This is a genomic window from Amycolatopsis sp. NPDC051372, from assembly GCF_040682095.1.
In the GTDB taxonomy this organism is placed as follows: domain Bacteria; phylum Actinomycetota; class Actinomycetes; order Mycobacteriales; family Pseudonocardiaceae; genus Amycolatopsis.
Genome location: NZ_JBFBAF010000050.1, coordinates 35,383 through 53,071 on the forward strand (window position 1 = coordinate 35,383; position 17,689 = coordinate 53,071).

Below are 17,689 nucleotides of genomic sequence, written 5' to 3' on the forward strand. Positions count from 1 at the left end.
AACGCAGTGCGAGCAGAGAAGTACCCGAGCCATCGGAGCCAGCGTGAGCGCGAGCAGGGCAGGACGACGACAGCACGGCCACGACAGCACTCCCGAGAGGAGCCCGGATCGCGCTGGTCGGAGTCGGTCGGATGGGGTTGCCGATAGCCGGCAATCTGCTCGCCGCCGGCTTCGACGTCGTGGCGAGCGACGCGCGACCTGAGGCAGAGGAAGGCGTGGTCGCCCGCGGTGCGAGCTGGGAGCCCGACATCACTGAAGCCGTGGCACGCGCCGAAGTCCTGATCACGGCTATGCCGGGCGTGCCGGAGATCCCGGACTTGATGCACGGCGCCGAGCCGTTGCTGAAGGCGCTGACGGCGGGCACGATCTGGATCGACATGACGAGCAGCTCCCCGCTGGTCATGAAGCCGATCCAGCAGGACGCCCTCGCTCGCGGCATCGCGGTGCTGGAAGCACCGATGGCGGTGGGCCCGAAGCCGCAGAGGCGGGCACTCTGCAACTGTTCGCCGCGGGGGACGCCACGACGTTCAGTCGTGTTCTGCCGATCCTCGAGGCGGTCGCGGACGCGGACCGGATCGCGCTGGTCGGCGGTTCAGGCCTTGGCTACAGCGCCAAGCTCTTGGTGAACCTGCTGTGGTTCGGGCAGGCGGTGGCAACCGCCGAGGCGATGCTGCTCGGCCAAGCAGCGGGCCTCGACGTCGAAGCATTGCGCTCACTACTGGCCGGCAGTGCGGCCGGCAGCGAGTTCCTGCACCACGATGTGCAGCGCGTCTTCAGCGGTGACTACCTGCTCCTCTTCGGGCTTGACAGATGCACCGAGGAACTTGAAGTGGTGAGCGACCTGTTCGACAGCTTCGCAGTGCCGTCGGAGCTGTCGCAGGTCGTCACCCGAGTCCATCGCGAAGCCCTCGCCCGCTTCGGGCCGGTGGACGGAGAGCTGATGGCCGTCGCCCTCCTCGAGGAGCTCGCCGGTAGGCCGTTGCGGCCCGAGTAGTCACAGCGCGCGGATGGCTCCACCGTCGATGGAGACCAAGCTCCCGGTCACGTACGACGCGGCCGGCGACAGCAGGACCGCCGCCATGCGTCCGAACTCCGCCGGGTCGCCGAGGCGGCGCAGCGGGATCGCAGTTTCGGCTCGGGTTCGCGCCTCCGGGTCACCCTTCTCGAGTGCGAGAGTGCGGTCCGTCAGCACCTTGCCGGGCAGAAGACCCAGCACCCGGGTGTCCTGGGGGCCGAGTTCGTCGGACAGATCCTTCACCAGCATGCCCAGGCCCGCGCGCAGCCCGTTGGACACCGAAAGCCGCGGCAGCGGCGTCTTGGCCGAGCTCGACAGAACGAAGGCAATCGCCCCGCCGTCGGCTCGGTCCTCGCCCTTCGCGAGCAGTGGAGCCAGGTGACGCACGAGGCGGACCGTACCGAGGAAGATGCTCTCGAACGACTGCCGCCACACCTCGTCACTGACGGCTGTGGTGACCCCGGGCTTCGGCCCGCCGACGCTCACCAAGGCGCCGTCGACGCGGCCGAACGCCGCCAGTGCGGTTTCGGTGAGCAGGCGCGGCGCGTCGGGATCGGCGTTGTCGACCGCGACTCCGGTCGCCGTGTCTCCCAGCGAAGCGACGGCCTTCGCGACCTTTTCCTCGTCCCGTGACGACACGACGACCTTTGCTCCGTCCCGGACGAGTGCTTCCGCCGTGGCGTAGCCCAGCCCGCTCGTACCGCCGGTCACCACGTACACGCGTTCCGAAAGGCCGAGATCCATGGGCACCTCTCACAGTGGGGACAGCGCATAACATATTCGCTGTATGAAGTTCCGTCATGCTAACCTCAGGGTGTGCACGATGTGAAGCTCGCATTCCGCGGCGGCCTGGTGACCACACCCACGGGCACGCAGCTCGCCGACGTGGCCGTGTCCGACGGGCGGATCGTCGCGATCCGAGAGCCCGGGACCGTGAACGCCGAGCGGGTCGTGGACGCCGACGGCCTGCACGTCCTGCCCGGCGGAGTCGATCCGCACTGCCACCTCATGGCGGGACTGACCCCGTCGACCCGCGCGGCCGCGCTCGGCGGAACCACCACAGCGCTGTCGTTCTCCTTGCCGGACGACGGCGAGGAGACCGTGTCCGCGTTCAAACGGGCTCAGGACCTCGTGGCGCAAGGCCTCGCGGCCGTGGACCTCGGCCTGCACGCGATGTGCTACCGCCCCAATGAGCTCACCGCCGCCGACGTGGCCGAACTGGCCGAGCTCGGCGCCGACGCCGTGAAGGTCTTCCTCGCCTACCCCGAGCTGGGGATCATGGCGACGGGGGACGGGCTGTACCGCACGATGCTGGCGGCGAAGGCCGCCGGCCTGCCGGTCCAGGTCCATTGCGAGGACGGCGAGATGGTCGAAGCGCTCGTCGAAGAGGCTTCGGCCGAGGGCCGCCGAGGGCCGCGCACGTTCGGCGGTGTGCGGCCACCGGTGCTCGAGGAGGTCGCCGTGCGCCGGGCGCTCGGGATCTCCGGGCTCGCCGGCGGGCGCCTCTACGTGACGCACCTGTCGAGCCGCGAGGCGATCAACCACGTGCGGTCCTCGCGCGCCGCGCGCGAGACCGAGGTGACCGCCGAAGCCTGCTTGCACCACCTCCTGTTCACCGAGGACGAGTACGACGGGCCGCGCGCGGGCGCGCTGCTCGTCGCTCCCCCGTTGCGAGCAGAAGACCACGTAGCCGCCGTGCGTGAAGCGCTGTGTGACGGGACCTTGGACACGATCGGCTCCGACCATTCGCAGGAGCGCACCGAGGTTGACCGGCGGATTTCGCCGTGCGGTGACGCTCACTACGGCATCCCCGGGATCGGGGCGCGACTGCCGCTGATGCTGTCGTGGGGCCTGGACAACGGCGTCCCGATGGAGCGCCTCGTGCACGTTTTGTGCACCGGTCCGGCCGACGCGTTCGGCCACCACCGCAAGGGCCGGATCGCGCCGGGCACCGACGCCGACCTGGTCTTGTGGGATCCTGATGCGAGGTGGGTGGCTGACGAGTCCTCGTTCGCGGACGGCACGAGCATCAGCCCATACGCGGGCACGGCTGTGCGCGGCAGGATCCGGTCGGTCTGGACGCGCGGGCGCGAACTGGTGCACGAAGGCGAGTTCACCGGTACCGGGGAGCCGGGACGGCAACTGATTCCGGAAAGGGGAGGGAAGACGCGATGACGGAGCTCACGCACAGGACCGAGGAGAACGAGGCCGAGGCTTCGCTCGGTCTCGCGCCCCGTCCGGACAGCCTCGCGATGTCGGTCTACAACACAATCCGCCAGGCCATCGTGGACGGGAAATTGCCCGCCACGAGCCGTGTCACCGAAGCCGGCCTCGCCAAACAGCTCGGTGTCAGCAAGACACCGGTGCGCGAGGCGCTGCTGCGCCTCAAGGAAGTCGGTCTGGTCGAGTCCGACGGCCCTCGCGCGGACCGCATCGTCACCCCGTCCGCGGTCCGGTTGCGGGACGCGTACGAGGTGCGTGAGGCGCTCGAGATGAAGTCCGCGCGACTGGCCGCCGAACGCGGTCATCGCGACGTCCTCCTCGCCGCGAGGCACGAGGCCGAGCGCACCGTGGTCGCCGCGGACCAGCGCGACTTCGCGGCGTACCGCGCCGCTGACGAGGCCTTCCACACGACGATCGCTCGGGCCACCGGCAATGCCCGGCTCGCGCGCCTCATCGACGACGCGAACGCGATGATCATCGCGCTGCGCCAGCGTGACCTTCCCGGCATCGATGCCTCGCCGGTGTGCGCGAGCCAGCACATGGCCATTTCGAAGGCGCTGCTGGACGGCGACGTCGAGTTGTCGAGCAAGCTCATGGAAGAACACGTGCGGTCCGTCGGGGACAACGTGGTGGCGTACTTGACCGACCACGGGGCTCCGCAGCACGCTTGACCACGTCCTCGTGGGGTGGACCGGTGGCGTGACGGGCTGATCGCCGAGCCACCGGTCCGCCTCAGCGGGCGGTCCAGCCGCCATCGACCATCAACGTCGTGCCCGTAATGTAGCTGGCGTCGTCGCCGGCCAGGTACAGCGTGGCGCGGGCGACGTCCTCGGGACTGCCGAGGCGCGGCCACGGAGTGCGGCTCGTCCAGTACTCCTGCCACACCGGGTCGCCGGCACGCGGGCTCGGGCCGGTTTCGATCTTGCCGGGCGCCACGGCGTTGCAGACGATGCCATGCCCCGCGTACTCGGCCGCGGTCTGACGGGTCAGCTGGCTCAAGGCGGCCTTCGACACCCCGTACGCGGTGTCCTCGCGGGCCGCCACGATCCCGTGCTGCGATGTCACGTTCACGATGCGGCCGCGGACCTCCGACCGCCCTTCCTGGGTCAGCATCTGTCGCACCGCCGCGCGGCTGAGCACGAACGGCGCCGTCAGGTTGACCGCGAGAACCCGGTTCCACTCGTCGTCCGTCGTCTCGAGGAGCTCGTGCCCAACGCTCGTCGCGGCGTTGTTCACGAGCACGTCAAGCCGCCCGAAGCGCGCGACGGCTTCGGGCACCAGGCCGTCCACCGCGACCGGATCGGCCAGATCGCACTCGACGAAGACGGCGCCCTCGGCGAGCTCGTCGGTCGGCTCGCCGCCGTGCCATGCTTCGCGCACCCGGTCCGCGACCACGACGTGTGCGCCAGCTTCGGCGAAGCACAACGCAATGGCGCGGCCGATCCCGGAAGCCGCCCCGGTCACCACAGCCACACGCCCGTTGAGGTCGCTCACGTTCGGCTCATCTCCGTCAGTTTCCTCAGATGGACAAGATCGGCGGCCAGACTGCCAGGCTCCTGGGAACTCAGGTGATCCAGCACGAACCAACCGGAGTAGCCGGCCGCTTCGAGCGCGTCCGACACCCGCGGCCAGTCGACGATCCCGGTGTCCAGCGCCGTGCGCCGCCACAGCCAAGTACCGTCCTCGGCCCGTTCGGGCGCTACGTTCTTCACGTGCACGTGCCGCAACAGCGGCCCCAGCACACCGGTGGCCAGGAACGGATCCTGCCACCCCTCGCGGGCGAGGCTGCCCGGGTCGTAGACAATGCCGACGCGGTCGACGTCCACTTCGGACAGCGCGCGGCACGCGAGCGACGGATCCGGCACCAGCGTGGTGGGAGCGGGCTCGAGCAGGAGCCGCACACCGCGCGCAGCGCATTCCGCGGCTTTGCCCGCCAGCTGCGAGCGCAGGCGGGTGAAGTCAGTGTCGAAGTCGGTGCCGTGGCCTGTCGCGTAGACCCGCACGTGCGGAGCGTGGAGTGCTACGGCCAGGTCGCACACCCGCTGCCACAGCGGGCCGGGGTAGGCGAGCGCGTCCGGTTCGTGCACCGCCACCCCCGCGCAGGCAATACCGGCTTCCTCTGCGGCGCCGGCCACGGCGGCGAGCTGAGCGTCCGAAGCGGTGAGCTCCAGGGCGTGCCCCACCCCGACGCCCCACTCCACGCCGTCGAGGCCGTGCTCCGCGGCGACCGCGCACAGCCGCCGCGGATCCAGGTCCGGCAAGGCGGCGCTCGCGACGGCGAGCGGTACCGCGGTCATCGAGCACCCGTCCATTCGTCGTGGTGGTCCAGCCACCAGCGCGCGATGTCGAGGCGCCGCATGAAGGACACACCTTCCTTGCCCGACACGTACTCCAGCAGATCTCGCACGGCGCTCGCCCGGTTGGCCTGCCCGCTCCACCGCGGGTGGAGCCCGACCGTGAGCATCCGGGGCCCGAGCCCGTGGTCGATCTCTTCGCAGAGGTAGTCGATACCCAGTCGCATGCTCTCGAAGAACTGTGAAGGCGAGCCGTAGGTCGGGTTCAACAGGTAACGAGTGTCGTTGTAGACCTTCGAGTAGGGCACCATCAGCAGCTGCTGCCCCGAAACTTCCATGAAGTAGGGCAACTCGTCGTTGCACACGTCGGAGTCGTAGAGGAAGCCGCCTTGCTCGACGAGGAGGTCGAGCGTGTGCTCGCTCGGGAACGACCGCAGGTACCAGCCGAGTGGCCGCTCCCCCGTCGTGCGCTCCAGCGACTCGATGGCCAGCCGTAGGTGCTCGCGTTCCACCTCGCGGTCCACGCGGTTGTACTCGAGCCATCGGTAGCCGTGGCCGATCACATCGTGCCGGCTCTCCCGGACCCATTGGGCCACTTCGGGATTGCGCTCGAGCGCCGTGGCACACGCCCCGATCGTGACCGGTACGTCGAATCGGTCGAACAGCCGGGCCAGCCGCCAGATGCCGACACGGCTGCCGAACTCGTAGTGCGTCTCGCTGCCGAAGTCCCGGATCGCCGGGTCGACCTCGTAGTCGTACTCCCCCCAACCGTCGTTGTGGTCGTCGCCGTCGAGCACGGAGTACTCCGAGCCCTCCTCGTAGTTGACGACGATGTTGATGACCAGCTTCTCCTCGCCGGGCCACCGCACCCGCGGGGCGTTCCGCCCGTACCCGACGAAATCCCGTACGCGCGTGGTCTCTGCCACTTTCCGCTCCCTCTCGTGATTCACCCTGCGGTCCAGCCGCCGTCCACAGGGACGACGGCACCGGTCATCGAGGCCGATCCCGGCCCCAGCAGGAACGCGATCGTCTCGGCGACGTCCTGCGGCGGCGCCGGGGTGCCGAACAAGTTCCGTTCCCGTACGCGTTCGGCTTCGCGGCCACCGGTTTCGTCCCGGCCGCTGCGCGCGAGCATCGGGGTGTCGGTCGGCCCCGGACATACGCAGTTGACGCGGATCCCGTCCGGCGCGTGGTCGACGGCCATTGCCCGGGTGAGCCCGATCAGGCCGGCTTTCGCCGCGCAGTACGCCGGAAACCCGGCGCCGCCGACCATTCCGTACTGCGAACTCACGTGGACGACGGCCGCGCCCGCCCTGCCGCGCATCAGCGGCAACACCGCACGGGACACCAGGTACGCGCCGGTCAGGTTCACGTCCAGAGTTCGCCGCCAGGACTCCGGTGACGTCTCGGTCACGTCGCCGGTGTACCCGCCGATCCCGGCACAGTTGACGAGCCAGTCGACGCCGTCGAACTCGGTCCGAACCGCCTCTGCCGCCGCGCTCACCGAGCCTTCGTCTGACACGTCGGCCGCCAGTGCGAAGTAGGCATCCTCGTAACCGGGATGCGCAGCACCTGCGCCGAGGTCCAGGCCGGCCACGCGCGCGCCCGTGGCGAGGCACATCTGCGTCACGGCGCGCCCGATTCCCGAGGCCGCGCCGGTGACGACGACGTTCGGTGTGGTCACGACAACGTGACCGTTCGTCCGGTCGCGAGCGCTTCTTCTCCCGCGAGCGCGACCCGCAGAGTGGCCAGGGCATCGGCAGGGGTGCACGCCACCGCAGCGGGGTCGCCCGCCTTCACCGCGGCGAGGAACCGCGAGTTCGATGCGCTGAACGGCTCTTCGGCCACCCCTGCGGAAACTTCCAGGCCGCGGTTGCGTCCGGTCAGCCTGAACTCCGGGTCGAGCGCCACCCTCAGCAAGCCGGAGTCCGTGACAACGTCCAGGCCATAGCGGCCCGAGACGTCCGCCGGCGTCCAGGCGATGACGATGGTCGCGACTGCACCGTTGGTCATGCGCAGCACCAGGGTGAGCGCATCGTCGATGTCGCGCGCGGCGACGCCGGGCCGATCAACGCGCACGGTGCTGCCGACGGCGAAAACGGATTCGACCTCGCCGGCCACGGCCCGGGCCAGGTCGATCTGGTGGCTCCCGCGTTCCAGCAGGTTGCCACCGCCCTGGGCCTGGTCGAGGAACCAGGGCCGGGCTGCGGTCGGGCCCACGCTGTAGCCGGACAGGCTCACGACGTCGGAAGATTTCAGCTCCGAGCGCACAGCATCGAGCAGCTCGAGCGCGCGCCACTGGTAACCGACGGCGCACACCACCCCCGACTCCTCCGCGAGCCGAGTCAGCTCTGTCGCCTCGGCGAGATCGCGGGCGACGGGCTTCTCCAAGTAGACCGGGATCCCGCGAGCGAACGCCTGCCGCGCAGGCGCCAGGTGGTGTTGCGGCGGAGTGCAGATCCAGACGGCGTCGAGTTCCGTTGCGAGCAGCTCGTCGACGTCCTTGCAAGCGCGTGCGTCGTAGCGTCCCGCGAACTCCGCCGTTCGCCCGGCATCGAGATCGCACAAAGCGCGGATCTCCACGTCCGCACGAGCGGCGAGATCCGTGAGGTGGCTGTCGCCGATCCAGCCGAGGCCGACCAGGCCGATCGCCGTGCTCATACTGCGCTCCAGAGGGTTCGCGGGTCGAAGTGGTTCGCGGGTCCTTCGGCGAGACCACCGATGGACACACCGGTCACACGCAGGTTCTTGATCCAGTAGCCGATGATCGCCGGCACCTGGTCATGCTGGATCACGGCCATCCGCGCGGCGGCCTTGAGCCGGGTCTGCTCATCGAGCGAGGCGTTCAGGTCGGCGAAGGCGCGGTCGAAGTCGCGGTTCTTCCAGTGCGCAGCGTTCCAGATGCCGCCCGAGGTGTACGCGGGCAGGATCGCCTGGCTCGGCACGCCGCGCGCACCCCAGTCGACGATGCCCATCGGCACTTCGAGCCACGGCTGGCTGTTTCCCGTGCCGTAGTAGGCGCTCTGCTGCTGCACGTTGAGCTGCAGGTTGATTCCCGCCGGCTTCAGGGCCTGTTGCGCGAGGACCGCGTACTGCGGGATCTCGAGGTACTGCTCGGTGGTCAGGGTGACCGGGAAACCGTTCGGGTGCCCGGCGCGGGCGAGCAGGGACTTCGCCAGCGCGTAGTCCTGCTTCCGTTGGGGGACTTGGGCAATCGCCTGCTTCGAGACCGGGAAGACGGGTGCGAACGAGTGGTCGTTGCCGAGCTCGCCGTCACCGCCGAGCAAGGCCTGAACGAGGGCGGGCCGGTCGAAGCACGCGGCGACGGCCTGCCGCACCAGCGGGTTGTCGAACGGCGCCTGGTCCGTCCGCATATGGAAGCCGCGGTACTCGCTGGACGGGCTCTTGATGATCTTGAGGTTCGGGGTCTCCTGCAGGGCCTGCGCACTTTGGTGGGGCGCGATCGGCCACACGTTTTCTCTGCCGCCCTGCATGTTGAGGGCGATGGCGCTGTCGTCCGCGTAGTAGGTGAGGCGCAGGCTGTCCAGGTAGGGGTAGCGCTTGTCCCAGTAGTCCGGGTTGCGCGCGAAGGTGGCGCCGGTCTCCGGCTGGTAGCCGGTCATCACGAAGGCGCCAGTCCCGACGTGCCCCTTCGCGAAATCGCCGATCTGGTAGTTCTTCGGCAGAATGATCGCGTTGAAGTTGAAGGCCGAGACGAGATAGGGGAAGTCCACGAACGGCTGGTCGAGATGGAACGTGACCGTGTGGTCGTCGACCTTCTCGATGTTGCCGTGCGAGAAGATCCCCTTGAACGCCGACAGCGCCGACGAGTTGACCTTCGGATCGGTCAGCAGATTCATCGTGTACACGACATCGTCCGCGGTGAAGGGCTTGCCGTCGTGCCACTTCACCCCCTGACGTAGTACGAAGGTCCACGTGTCCGGTCGCTTGGCCGACCACGACACCGCGAGCCGCGGGTCCAGGGTGTAGTCGGCGCGCGGGAAGCACAGGTATTCACCGGCGATCTGCGCTGTCGTCTGACCGCCCTGGTTGTAGAGCGTCACCGGGTCCACGAGCGAGGCCGGCCGGGTGATCGCGACATTCGCCGTCCCACCTCGGCGAGGCGGGCCCACCGCCGGCACGGAGTTGATGCCACCGCCTTGACCGCAGGCCGCGAGGATGGCCGACGCGGCCGGCAAGCCGAGCCCCAGCACACTGGCCCGGCGCAGGAATCCGCGTCTGCTCAGCCGCCGGGCCCGCACCTCTTCGAACAGGTGGTACTCGTAGTCGTCCATCGGCAGTTCCTCACTCGGGGCGCACCGAACGGCGTCACCGGGTTCCGATCCTGAGCTTCAGATCGGGATTTGATATTCCATATAAGTTAGCTCCCTGAGCCCGCAAAGCACAATCCCCCGCGCGGCAGCGTCCCCTTGCAATGCACGTTTTCGCCTTGACCAGCAGCATTGTTACACCGGGAGCAACAAGAACGTAACACGGCGAGACCGCAGCAGCCCGTTGCTTCCCTCTTGGGCGACAGATACGCTATACAGAATATCAACGGGCAGGGCGTGTTGCTCGCCCGTGACAAGCCATCCCCGGCGTTCTCCCCGGGTGCGCCCCACCAGACGACAGGCTGGGCTCAGACATGATCGGATTCATCACCAAACGGCTCGGGCTGAGCGTGCTGACGCTCCTGCTCGTGTCGATCATCGTGTTCGCGGTCTCGCAGGTGCTCCCCGGCGATGTGGGACGCACGATCCTCGGACCGTACGCGACCAACGACCAGGTCGCGCAGTTGAACCACACGCTCGGGCTCGACCGGCCCCTGCCCGTGCGCTACCTCGACTACATGTGGGGCTTCCTCCACGGCGGCTGGGGCAAGTCTTACCTCCTGCAGGAACCGGTCACGGGCCTCGTACTCGGGCACCTCGGCGACTCGCTGCTGCTCGGCGGGTTCGCGCTCGTCATCGCCGTGCCGTTGTCCCTCGGCTTCGGCGTGGTGGCAGCCCTGAGGCGGGACAAGTTCACCGACCGCGCGATTTCCGTGACCGGACTGTCCCTCATCGCACTGCCCGAGTTCGTGGCGGGCACCGTGCTGCTCGTGGTGTTCGGCGTTTCGCTCAAGTGGTTCCCGGTGTCGTCGTCGGTGCCACTCCCCGAGATCACGGACGTCTTCCGCCAGCTGCTCCTGCCGTCGATCCCGCTGATGTTCGTCCTGTTCGGCTACATCTCGCGCATGGCGCGGGCCGGCACTGTCGACGTGCTCGACTCCGCTTACGTGCGGACCGCAGTCCTCAAAGGACTGAAACCGGGCCGCGTCATCGGCAAGCACGTTCTGCGCAACTCCCTGTTGCCGGCGATCACGGTCGTCAGCGCCCAGGTCGGGTACGCCGTCGGCGGCCTCGTCGTGGTCGAGAAGCTCTTCAACTACCCAGGGATCGGCCAGCTCATCTACACCTCGGCCACCGGGCACGACCTCCCGGTCCTCGAGGCAGCCGTGCTCGTCATCGCGGTGATCTACACCGTGGCGAACCTGTGCGCCGACCTCCTCTACGGCGTGCTCAACCCCCGCATCCGGCTCGCTGCGGCGTGACCCGGCCGGACGAGAAGGAGCATTCATGACGTCAACGGAGACCATGGCCGCACCTGCCACCGGGCAGGCGGCGCCCCGCCAGGCTTCCACGGCCGCGAAGGCCCGCCGACGCGAGATCGTGCGCGGGCTGCTGCGCTCCCCCACGTTCCTGATCGGTGCGGTGATCCTGCTGTTCTGGGTCGTCGACGCAATCTTCTGGCAGTCCTTCGCCCCGCACGATCCGCAACAGATCTTCCCGCAAACATTGCAGGGGCCGTCTGGTGCCCACTTGTTCGGGACGGACAACCTCGGCCGCGACGTGTTGTCGCGCCTGCTCGCCGGCGCCTCCCCCGTGCTCACCGTCGCCCCGGCGGCCACCGCGCTGGGGCTGGCCGGCGGCGTCGCGCTCGGCCTGTTCACCGGGTACTACCGCGGCGTGCTCGACGACGTCGCGATGCGCATCGTCGACGCGGTGCTCGCGTTCCCGCTCGTGATCATCGCCGTGCTCGTGCTCACGGTGCTGGGCTCCGGCGAGCTGCCGGTGATCCTGCTGATCGCGGTCACCTTCGTCCCCGGCGTCGCCCGGACGGTGCGCGCGGCGGTGCTCACCCAGCGGGAGCTCGAGTACGTCGCCGCCGCCAAGCTGGCCGGCGCGTCGGGCCCGAAGATCATGTTCACCGAGATCCTGCCGAACGTGACCGGTCCGATCATCGTCGAGGGCACGGTCCGGCTCGGCTACGCCATCTTCACCTCGGCAACGCTGTCGTTCCTCACGCTCGGCATCCAGCAGCCGTCCCCGGACTGGGGTCTCACGATCTCGCTGGGCCAGGTCTACCTGCAGGTCGCGCCGTGGATCGTCCTGTTCCCCGCTTTGGCGCTGGCGACGCTCGTCGTCGCCGTCAACCTCGTCGCCGACGGCTTCCAGCGCGTGCTGGACGCTTGATCCCCCCGGAAGGCACCGTTATGACCACCACGCTGGAGCAGCCGACGCTGGCCGTGCGCAACCTGGACATCAGCTACCGGAGGGGTTCGCGGGTGTCGCCGGTCGTGCGGGACGTGTCGTTCACGATCCGACCGGGCGAGGCGTACGGCCTCGTCGGCGAGTCAGGCTGCGGCAAGACCACCGTCGCCATGTCGATCATGCGGTACCTCCCGGACAACGCGGTCGTCAGCGACGGCAGCGGCATCACGTTCGCCGGTGAGGATGCCCTGTCCGCAGGCAAGGGCCTCCTCCGCCAATGGCGTGGTGGGCGGATCGCCATGGTGTACCAGAACCCGGGCGCATCCCTGAACCCGTCCATGCGCATCGGAGCGCAGGTCGCCGAAGGCATCAGGGTGCACAGTGGACTGTCCACTGCAGAATGCAAGGAGAAGGCCCTCGAGATGCTGGCCAAGGTCCGGATCCCGGACCCGGCCGCGTGCGCCCGCCGCTACCCGCACGAGCTCTCCGGCGGCCAGCAGCAACGCGTGATGATCGCGATGGCGCTCTCCGGGAACCCCGATCTCCTGGTGCTCGACGAACCCACCACCGGCCTGGACGCGACCGTCGAAGCCGAGGTACTCGAACTCATCAAGCAGCTGCGCGAAGAATTCCACACCGCCGTGCTCTTCATCAGCCACAACCTCGGCATCGTGGCGCAAATCTGTGACCGCGTCGGCGTTCTCTACGCGGGCCGGCTTGTCGAGGAAGCTCCCGCGGACGAGTTGTTCGCCTCTCCTCGGCACCCGTACACCCGGGACCTGCTCCGCTCGGTGCCGCGCCACGGCGTCACCAAGTCGGCCGGTCTTCTCGCGACGATCCCCGGATCACTCCCAGCGCCCGGCACCGCACTCACCGGGTGCCCGTACGCCGCGCGCTGCGAACTCGCCACCGACCGCTGCCACACCGAAATGCCGCCGGCGGAATCACTCGGCACCGACCACGCGGTCAGCTGCTTCCACCACGACCGGACCCGGACGGTGGGCGAAGTCGAACAGTTCTCCGCAACCGAGCGGACGACCGAGGAAGTGCTGCTGGAAGTCCGCAACCTGACCAAGCGCTACCGCACCGGCGGACACGAGTTCACCGCCGTTTCCGACGTCTCCTTCGACCTGCACCGCGGCGAGGTCTTCGGTCTGGTCGGCGAATCCGGGAGCGGCAAGACCACCATCGCCAAGTGCATCGCGGGCATGACCCACCCGTCCGAAGGCACGCTGCAGTTCGAGGACGTCACGCTCTCCAAGAGGCCTGGGCGCGCCGAGCAGACGATGCGCCGGAAGATCCAGATGGTCTTCCAGAACCCCGACAACGCGCTCAACCCCCGCCACCCCGTGCGGCGGATCCTGAGCCGGGCCGTGACCCTGCTGAACGACCGCCTCCGCGGCCGGGGGCGCGAAGACCGCGTCGAAGAGCTCACGTCGTCGGTGCGGCTCGAACCGCGCCACCTCGACGTGCGCCCCAGCGCGCTGTCCGGCGGACTCAAGCAGCGCGTGGCGATCGCGCGGGCGTTCGCCGGGTCACCCTCGCTCGTGCTGTGCGACGAGCCCGTCTCCGCACTCGATGTCTCAGTGCAAGCGGCGATCCTGAACCTGCTGGTCGAACTCCAGGTGGCCAAGGACGTCGCGTACCTGTTCATCTCGCACGACATGTCCGTCGTCCGGTACCTCGCCGACCGCATCGGGGTGCTCTACCTCGGCCAGCTCGTCGAAATCGGCACGGCCGACGCCGTGTTCCAGCCACCACACCACCCCTACACCGAAGCACTCCTCTCGGCGGCGCCCGACCTCGACCCGGACGAGACCCGCCAGCGCATCCGCCTCGACGGCACCTACCCCAGCGCCTCCGCTCCGCCGAGCGGGTGCCGGTTCCACACCCGGTGCCCCCGGGCGCTCGGCGACGTCTGCCGCACGCAGGAGCCGCCGTGGCAGGACACCGGGAAGGGCAACCGATACCGCTGCCACATCGCGCCGGAGGACCTCCTGCGGAGGATCAAGTCCGAGTAGGACAGACTCAGGCGGTTCCGGCCGACCCCCGACCCCGGCCGGAGCCGCCTGTCCCCCGGTGTGCGCTCCGCGTCGCGGCCGTCATCTCCAACCCGTTCGCCCGCCGTGCCGACGACGACCTCGACGAGCTCATCCAAGCCGGTGAGGACCTCGGGGCGCTCCTGGTCGCGCGCGCCGTGGATGCGCTCGGCGTCAAGCCTGCTGACGTCGCCGGCTACGGCAAGGGCGCGGTCGTCGGGACCGGCGGCGCGATCGAACACGCAGTTGCGGTGCTGCACCCGCGGTTCGGCAGGTCGGTGCGCGCACTCGTCTCCCCGGGCAAGGCGATCATGAGCAGCAGCGCCAAGGCGGGCGCGCCCGGCTCGCCCCTCCTGATCCCGCTCGCGAACAAGGAGGAGATCTGGGCTGCCGACGACTTCGACGCCGCCGAGATCACGATCCCCGATGCGCCGCACCCCGACGAGATCGTCATCGGGCTCGCCCTCTCCGTCGGGGGCCGGCCGGGGCACCGGATCACCCCCAGCCCTCCGGCTTCGTCGAACTAGCGGCGGTCGCCGACCGCGTGAGTGTCGGGCGCGATCGCCGGGACCTGGCACGGATCTTCAGCTCCCAAGCCAGGTCGGTGACGTCGAAGAACATCCAGCACTCGTCCTCGGCACTTTGCTGTCCGAAGCAGAAGCGTCGGCACTTATACCCGGCCCGCGCCAGCGCAGCGGCTCCACTGCGCCGACATGTCCACCGACCCCCGCCAGGAGCTCCCACTCGCCTACGGTGCAGAGAACAGGTGCTCCACATTCGGTCCGGTCGTTGGGGCTCCGCTGCTGGAGGCATCCTGGCGAGCCGAAGCTCCGCGCGACAGAGCGCTCGATGGTGTCGTTGATGGTGAATCGATCGCTCGCCGCAGGTGTTCTGCGGTCGATCGTTGTATGCGTGAGCGGAGAGGGTGCAGCGGTGGCCATCATAGGCTTGGCACGCCTGACGATGCCGAGCCGGCGGCATCCTCCCCGGCTTGAACGACACCGCACCGACTCAGGACGAGTCCGGTGAGGGTGAGCAGGGCTCGAGGCCGTCACGTCGCATGTCAAGCGGGTCCGAAAACAGAGCCGATGTAGGGCTCCGCCCCAGACTTGGGAACGACGACAGGGCCGTTGCCGACGAGCGCCGATGAGATGTCATCCTGTTCCAGGAAGGCGCGGCTGTTGTAGTCGAAATACCATGCGTCGGCGAGTTCTTTGCACTCGCTGATCACGATCTCGGCGTCGTTCTGGGCCCGAATCCCGGCATCGAGAAATCGCTGGGCGGCCTCGAATGCGTCCTGAAGTACCACGTTAGTTCGTCCTCGCGGAGTAGAATCTGCCCCATTGGTTGAAGGAGGCCGGGCTCACAGCTGTTCGGTCGCATCTTCCGCCCACCGGCAGAAGTCCCGGCCCAGAACTGTGATCGCGAAGCTTCCGCCCTGCGACGCTGGGTTCGTCATCTAGGTTCGAGTAGGACGTGGGGTACTGCGGCGACAGGAACTGGTCCACGCCGCGGACCAGCCCGTTGCTAATCAGGACGCTGAGCGTGGAGTCCACGAACTGAGGCGGATCGAGAAGATTGGCCAGGCCGACCAGCGTCGGGGTCTCAACCGACGCCAACTCACTCAAGATAGCGAAGTGCGGCTGTTCAAGGTCATTGAGGATGCGCGCCATGTAGACCCTGTTCTCCAGCTTCGACTGGCCCGCCTCGCCGTAACCCTCGGCCAGCAGCCGGGCCAGTATCCGGCGCTTGACTCGCAGCGGAGTCCGAGCCGACGCCTCAACACACACTCCGAACAAATCCAGCAGCCCCTCAGTCGCGAGAATCGCCGTCAGCATTTCGTCAGTTGGGATGCCGGCCATCGCCGCCGCGTCATCACAGGTGTCGATCGCACGCCTGGCCCGCAGCTCTCCCAGCTTCCGCAGCCCGGCATCGATACCCACGCTGGCGAGGCTGCCGCGCCCACAACGAAGGGCGAGCCAGTTGCGTCCGCGAGCCCTGCGAGCGAGCCGGCGACCGCAGCGGTAACCGCCTGCACCCAGGGCCGATCATGTTCTTCTGGCACAGGGCAATGTCTACCGGACCAACTTGTGGCCTGGCTACCCATCAGGTCCCGTCCTTGCTCCTGACGAGGAGTCGCCGCAGGGCTCAGCTGAGGGCTCGCGTGTCAGCTCGCCGCGGCGCGGCGAGCTGACACGCGAGCCCGATCGGGCCTGACGAACCGGCCGTGGCCGGGTTCGGCCACGATCTGCCCTCGATCGAAAACACGCTGCCCGCGTACGAAAGTGGTCACCACGCGCCCGGTGAACCGGGAGCCGTCGAGGAACGTGGCGTTCGGTGCGGCCTTCGAGAATCCCTCAGGGCGAAACGTCCATTCGCTGGTGGTATCGACCAGCACCAGGTCCGCGTCCGCGCCCGGCGTGATCCGGCCTTTGGCCGGCAGGTCGAAGATCTCCGCGGCCCGGCCGGACGTGAGCCTGGCTACGTCGGGCAGCGTGAGCCGGCCCTCGTGCACGGCGGTGAGCATGATCGGCAGCATCGTCTCCAACCCCGGAAGCCCGGGTGGCGAAACGAAGATGTCCTCCTCACCCGTGGCGATCTCCTCTGGCCGGTACGGGCAGTGGTCGGTGCCGATCACGTCGATCCGGCCCGCGCGCAGCTCGTCCCACAGCCGCTCGACCGTTGCGGCGCTGCGCAGCGGCGGATTGCATTTCGCCCAAGGGCCGAATTCGAACAGGGCTTTCTCGTCGAGCTGCAGGTAGTGGGGGCACGTTTCCACAGTCACCTGCACCCCGCGCGCCCGCGCCTCGGCGGCGAGCACCACCGATTCGGCACTGGACACGTGGACGGGCTGTACCCGGGCGCCGATGGCGGCCGCGAGCGCCAGCACCGTCGCCACCGAGGCGTCTTCGGCGATTTCCGGCCGAGCCGCCGCGTGGACCGCGCCCGGCAAGCCGTGTTGCCGGCGGGCGGCTTCACCCGCAACGGTCAGGATCTGCTCGTGCTCGCAGTGCAGGGCGTGCACCAGTCCGGTGCGCGCCACGTCGCGCATGACTTCGTGCAGCCGCCCGGCGTCGGGGCAGGACAGCCCGCGGAACTCCGCTTCTCGTCCTGGCGCCGGTGCGTGCAGCCAGGTCTTGAACGCCACCGCGCCGGCGTCGGCCATCGCGGCTATCTCGTCGCGGTTCTCCCATGCCGCGCCGCCGTAGAGCGCGTAGTCGACGAGGGCATCGGGCCGCAGCTCGACCGCGCGCCGGGCGAGCGTGGCGCCGGAGTTGACCGGCGGATCCGACGTCGGCATCTCGCAAATAGTGGTCACTCCCCCGGCCGCGGCAGCCGCCGTGCCGGTGCGGAACGTCTCGCGATCGGGCCGTGCCGGCGCTCGCAGGTGCACGTGCGTGTCGACAAGGCCGGGAAGCAGGTGCAGCCCGCCGGCGTCGAGGTGTTCGGTCGCGGAGGGCCGGGTACCGGCATCCAGTACGTCCGCGACCTGCCCGCCGGAGATGGCGACCGTCGCCCTGCGGACGCCGTCTGTGCTCACCAGCTGCACGTCGTGCAGGACCAAGTCGTATTCCACAGTACTCC

Annotated in this window: 17 protein-coding genes and 1 pseudogene; 8 read left to right on the forward strand and 10 right to left on the reverse strand. The window is 68.9% G+C overall.

The features are described from left to right. Positions 1–101 precede the first annotated feature (101 nt). Both AB0M56_RS46380 and AB0M56_RS46385 read left to right on the forward strand, forming a co-directional pair. Positions 102–505, forward strand: a pseudogene (locus tag AB0M56_RS46380) (NAD(P)-binding domain-containing protein); the annotation flags it as partial. 117 nt (positions 506–622) lie between these two features. Further along, positions 623–994: an NAD-binding protein gene (locus AB0M56_RS46385; protein WP_364188895.1), complete on the forward strand. Its 372-nt coding sequence runs from the start codon at positions 623–625 to the stop codon at positions 992–994. On the opposite strand, the gene AB0M56_RS46390 is transcribed toward AB0M56_RS46385, so the two are convergent. Further along, the gene (locus tag AB0M56_RS46390) at positions 995–1,759 is read right to left on the reverse strand and encodes an SDR family oxidoreductase (protein WP_364188788.1); all 765 of its coding nucleotides are present in this window, start codon (positions 1,757–1,759) and stop codon (positions 995–997) included. Positions 1,760–1,831: 72 nt separating this feature from the next. Between AB0M56_RS46390 and AB0M56_RS46395 the strand changes: the two genes are divergently transcribed. Further along, entirely contained in the window at positions 1,832–3,190 is a 1,359-nt protein-coding gene (locus AB0M56_RS46395) for an amidohydrolase family protein (RefSeq protein ID WP_364188791.1), read from the forward strand. Beyond that, a complete protein-coding gene (locus AB0M56_RS46400) occupies positions 3,187–3,909 on the forward strand; it encodes a GntR family transcriptional regulator (RefSeq protein ID WP_364188794.1) in 723 nt (240 codons plus the stop codon). The genes AB0M56_RS46395 and AB0M56_RS46400 overlap by 4 nt, the downstream gene beginning before the upstream one ends. A gap of 61 nt (positions 3,910–3,970) precedes the next feature. On the opposite strand, the gene AB0M56_RS46405 is transcribed toward AB0M56_RS46400, so the two are convergent. The 6 genes from AB0M56_RS46405 to AB0M56_RS46430 are packed head-to-tail and all read right to left on the reverse strand — an operon-like array spanning position 3,971 to position 9,827. Further along, complete coding sequence (locus tag AB0M56_RS46405; RefSeq protein ID WP_364188797.1) at positions 3,971–4,732, reverse strand: SDR family oxidoreductase; 762 nt, start codon at positions 4,730–4,732, stop codon at positions 3,971–3,973. Further along, the gene (locus AB0M56_RS46410; protein WP_364188800.1) at positions 4,729–5,535 is read right to left on the reverse strand and encodes a sugar phosphate isomerase/epimerase; all 807 of its coding nucleotides are present in this window, start codon (positions 5,533–5,535) and stop codon (positions 4,729–4,731) included. The genes AB0M56_RS46405 and AB0M56_RS46410 overlap by 4 nt, the downstream gene beginning before the upstream one ends. Next, the gene (locus AB0M56_RS46415; RefSeq protein ID WP_364188803.1) at positions 5,532–6,458 is read right to left on the reverse strand and encodes an allantoinase; all 927 of its coding nucleotides are present in this window, start codon (positions 6,456–6,458) and stop codon (positions 5,532–5,534) included. The genes AB0M56_RS46410 and AB0M56_RS46415 overlap by 4 nt, the downstream gene beginning before the upstream one ends. A 20-nt stretch (positions 6,459–6,478) precedes the next feature. Continuing rightward, a complete protein-coding gene (locus AB0M56_RS46420) occupies positions 6,479–7,216 on the reverse strand; it encodes an SDR family oxidoreductase (protein WP_364188806.1) in 738 nt (245 codons plus the stop codon). Beyond that, positions 7,213–8,193, reverse strand: a complete 981-nt coding sequence (locus AB0M56_RS46425) for a Gfo/Idh/MocA family oxidoreductase (RefSeq protein WP_364188809.1) — start codon at positions 8,191–8,193, stop codon at positions 7,213–7,215. The genes AB0M56_RS46420 and AB0M56_RS46425 overlap by 4 nt, the downstream gene beginning before the upstream one ends. After that, on the reverse strand, positions 8,190–9,827 hold the full coding sequence (locus AB0M56_RS46430; protein WP_364188812.1) for an ABC transporter substrate-binding protein: 1,638 nt from the start codon (positions 9,825–9,827) through the stop codon (positions 8,190–8,192). The genes AB0M56_RS46425 and AB0M56_RS46430 overlap by 4 nt, the downstream gene beginning before the upstream one ends. Before the next feature lie 350 nt (positions 9,828–10,177). Here AB0M56_RS46430 and AB0M56_RS46435 point away from each other — a divergent pair, with 350 nt between their 5' ends. From AB0M56_RS46435 to AB0M56_RS46450, 4 genes are read left to right on the forward strand one after another with little or no spacing between them, the layout of a single operon-like run. Further along, positions 10,178–11,125: an ABC transporter permease gene (locus AB0M56_RS46435; protein ID WP_364188815.1), complete on the forward strand. Its 948-nt coding sequence runs from the start codon at positions 10,178–10,180 to the stop codon at positions 11,123–11,125. Between the two features lie 25 nt (positions 11,126–11,150). Beyond that, positions 11,151–12,047: an ABC transporter permease gene (locus tag AB0M56_RS46440; RefSeq protein WP_364188818.1), complete on the forward strand. Its 897-nt coding sequence runs from the start codon at positions 11,151–11,153 to the stop codon at positions 12,045–12,047. Positions 12,048–12,067: 20 nt separating this feature from the next. Then, positions 12,068–14,086 carry an ABC transporter ATP-binding protein gene (locus AB0M56_RS46445; RefSeq protein WP_364188821.1) on the forward strand — a complete coding sequence of 673 codons (2,019 nt, stop codon included), beginning with the start codon at positions 12,068–12,070 and terminating at the stop codon, positions 14,084–14,086. Next, on the forward strand, positions 14,005–14,631 hold the full coding sequence (locus AB0M56_RS46450; protein WP_364188824.1) for an amino acid synthesis family protein: 627 nt from the start codon (positions 14,005–14,007) through the stop codon (positions 14,629–14,631). Before AB0M56_RS46445 ends, AB0M56_RS46450 begins: the two co-directional genes overlap by 82 nt. 536 nt (positions 14,632–15,167) lie before the next feature. Here AB0M56_RS46450 and AB0M56_RS46455 read toward each other — a convergent pair. From AB0M56_RS46455 to allB, 3 genes are all read right to left on the reverse strand, one after another. Next, positions 15,168–15,413 (reverse strand): YrhB domain-containing protein, encoded by a 246-nt coding sequence (locus tag AB0M56_RS46455; protein WP_364188826.1) that lies wholly within the window; start codon positions 15,411–15,413, stop codon positions 15,168–15,170. 1 nt (position 15,414) lies between these two features. Beyond that, a complete protein-coding gene (locus AB0M56_RS46460; RefSeq protein WP_364188829.1) occupies positions 15,415–16,047 on the reverse strand; it encodes a hypothetical protein in 633 nt (210 codons plus the stop codon). Between the two features lie 224 nt (positions 16,048–16,271). Beyond that, positions 16,272–17,681: an allantoinase AllB gene (allB, locus tag AB0M56_RS46465; RefSeq protein ID WP_364188832.1), complete on the reverse strand. Its 1,410-nt coding sequence runs from the start codon at positions 17,679–17,681 to the stop codon at positions 16,272–16,274. Positions 17,682–17,689: the final 8 nt, after the last annotated feature.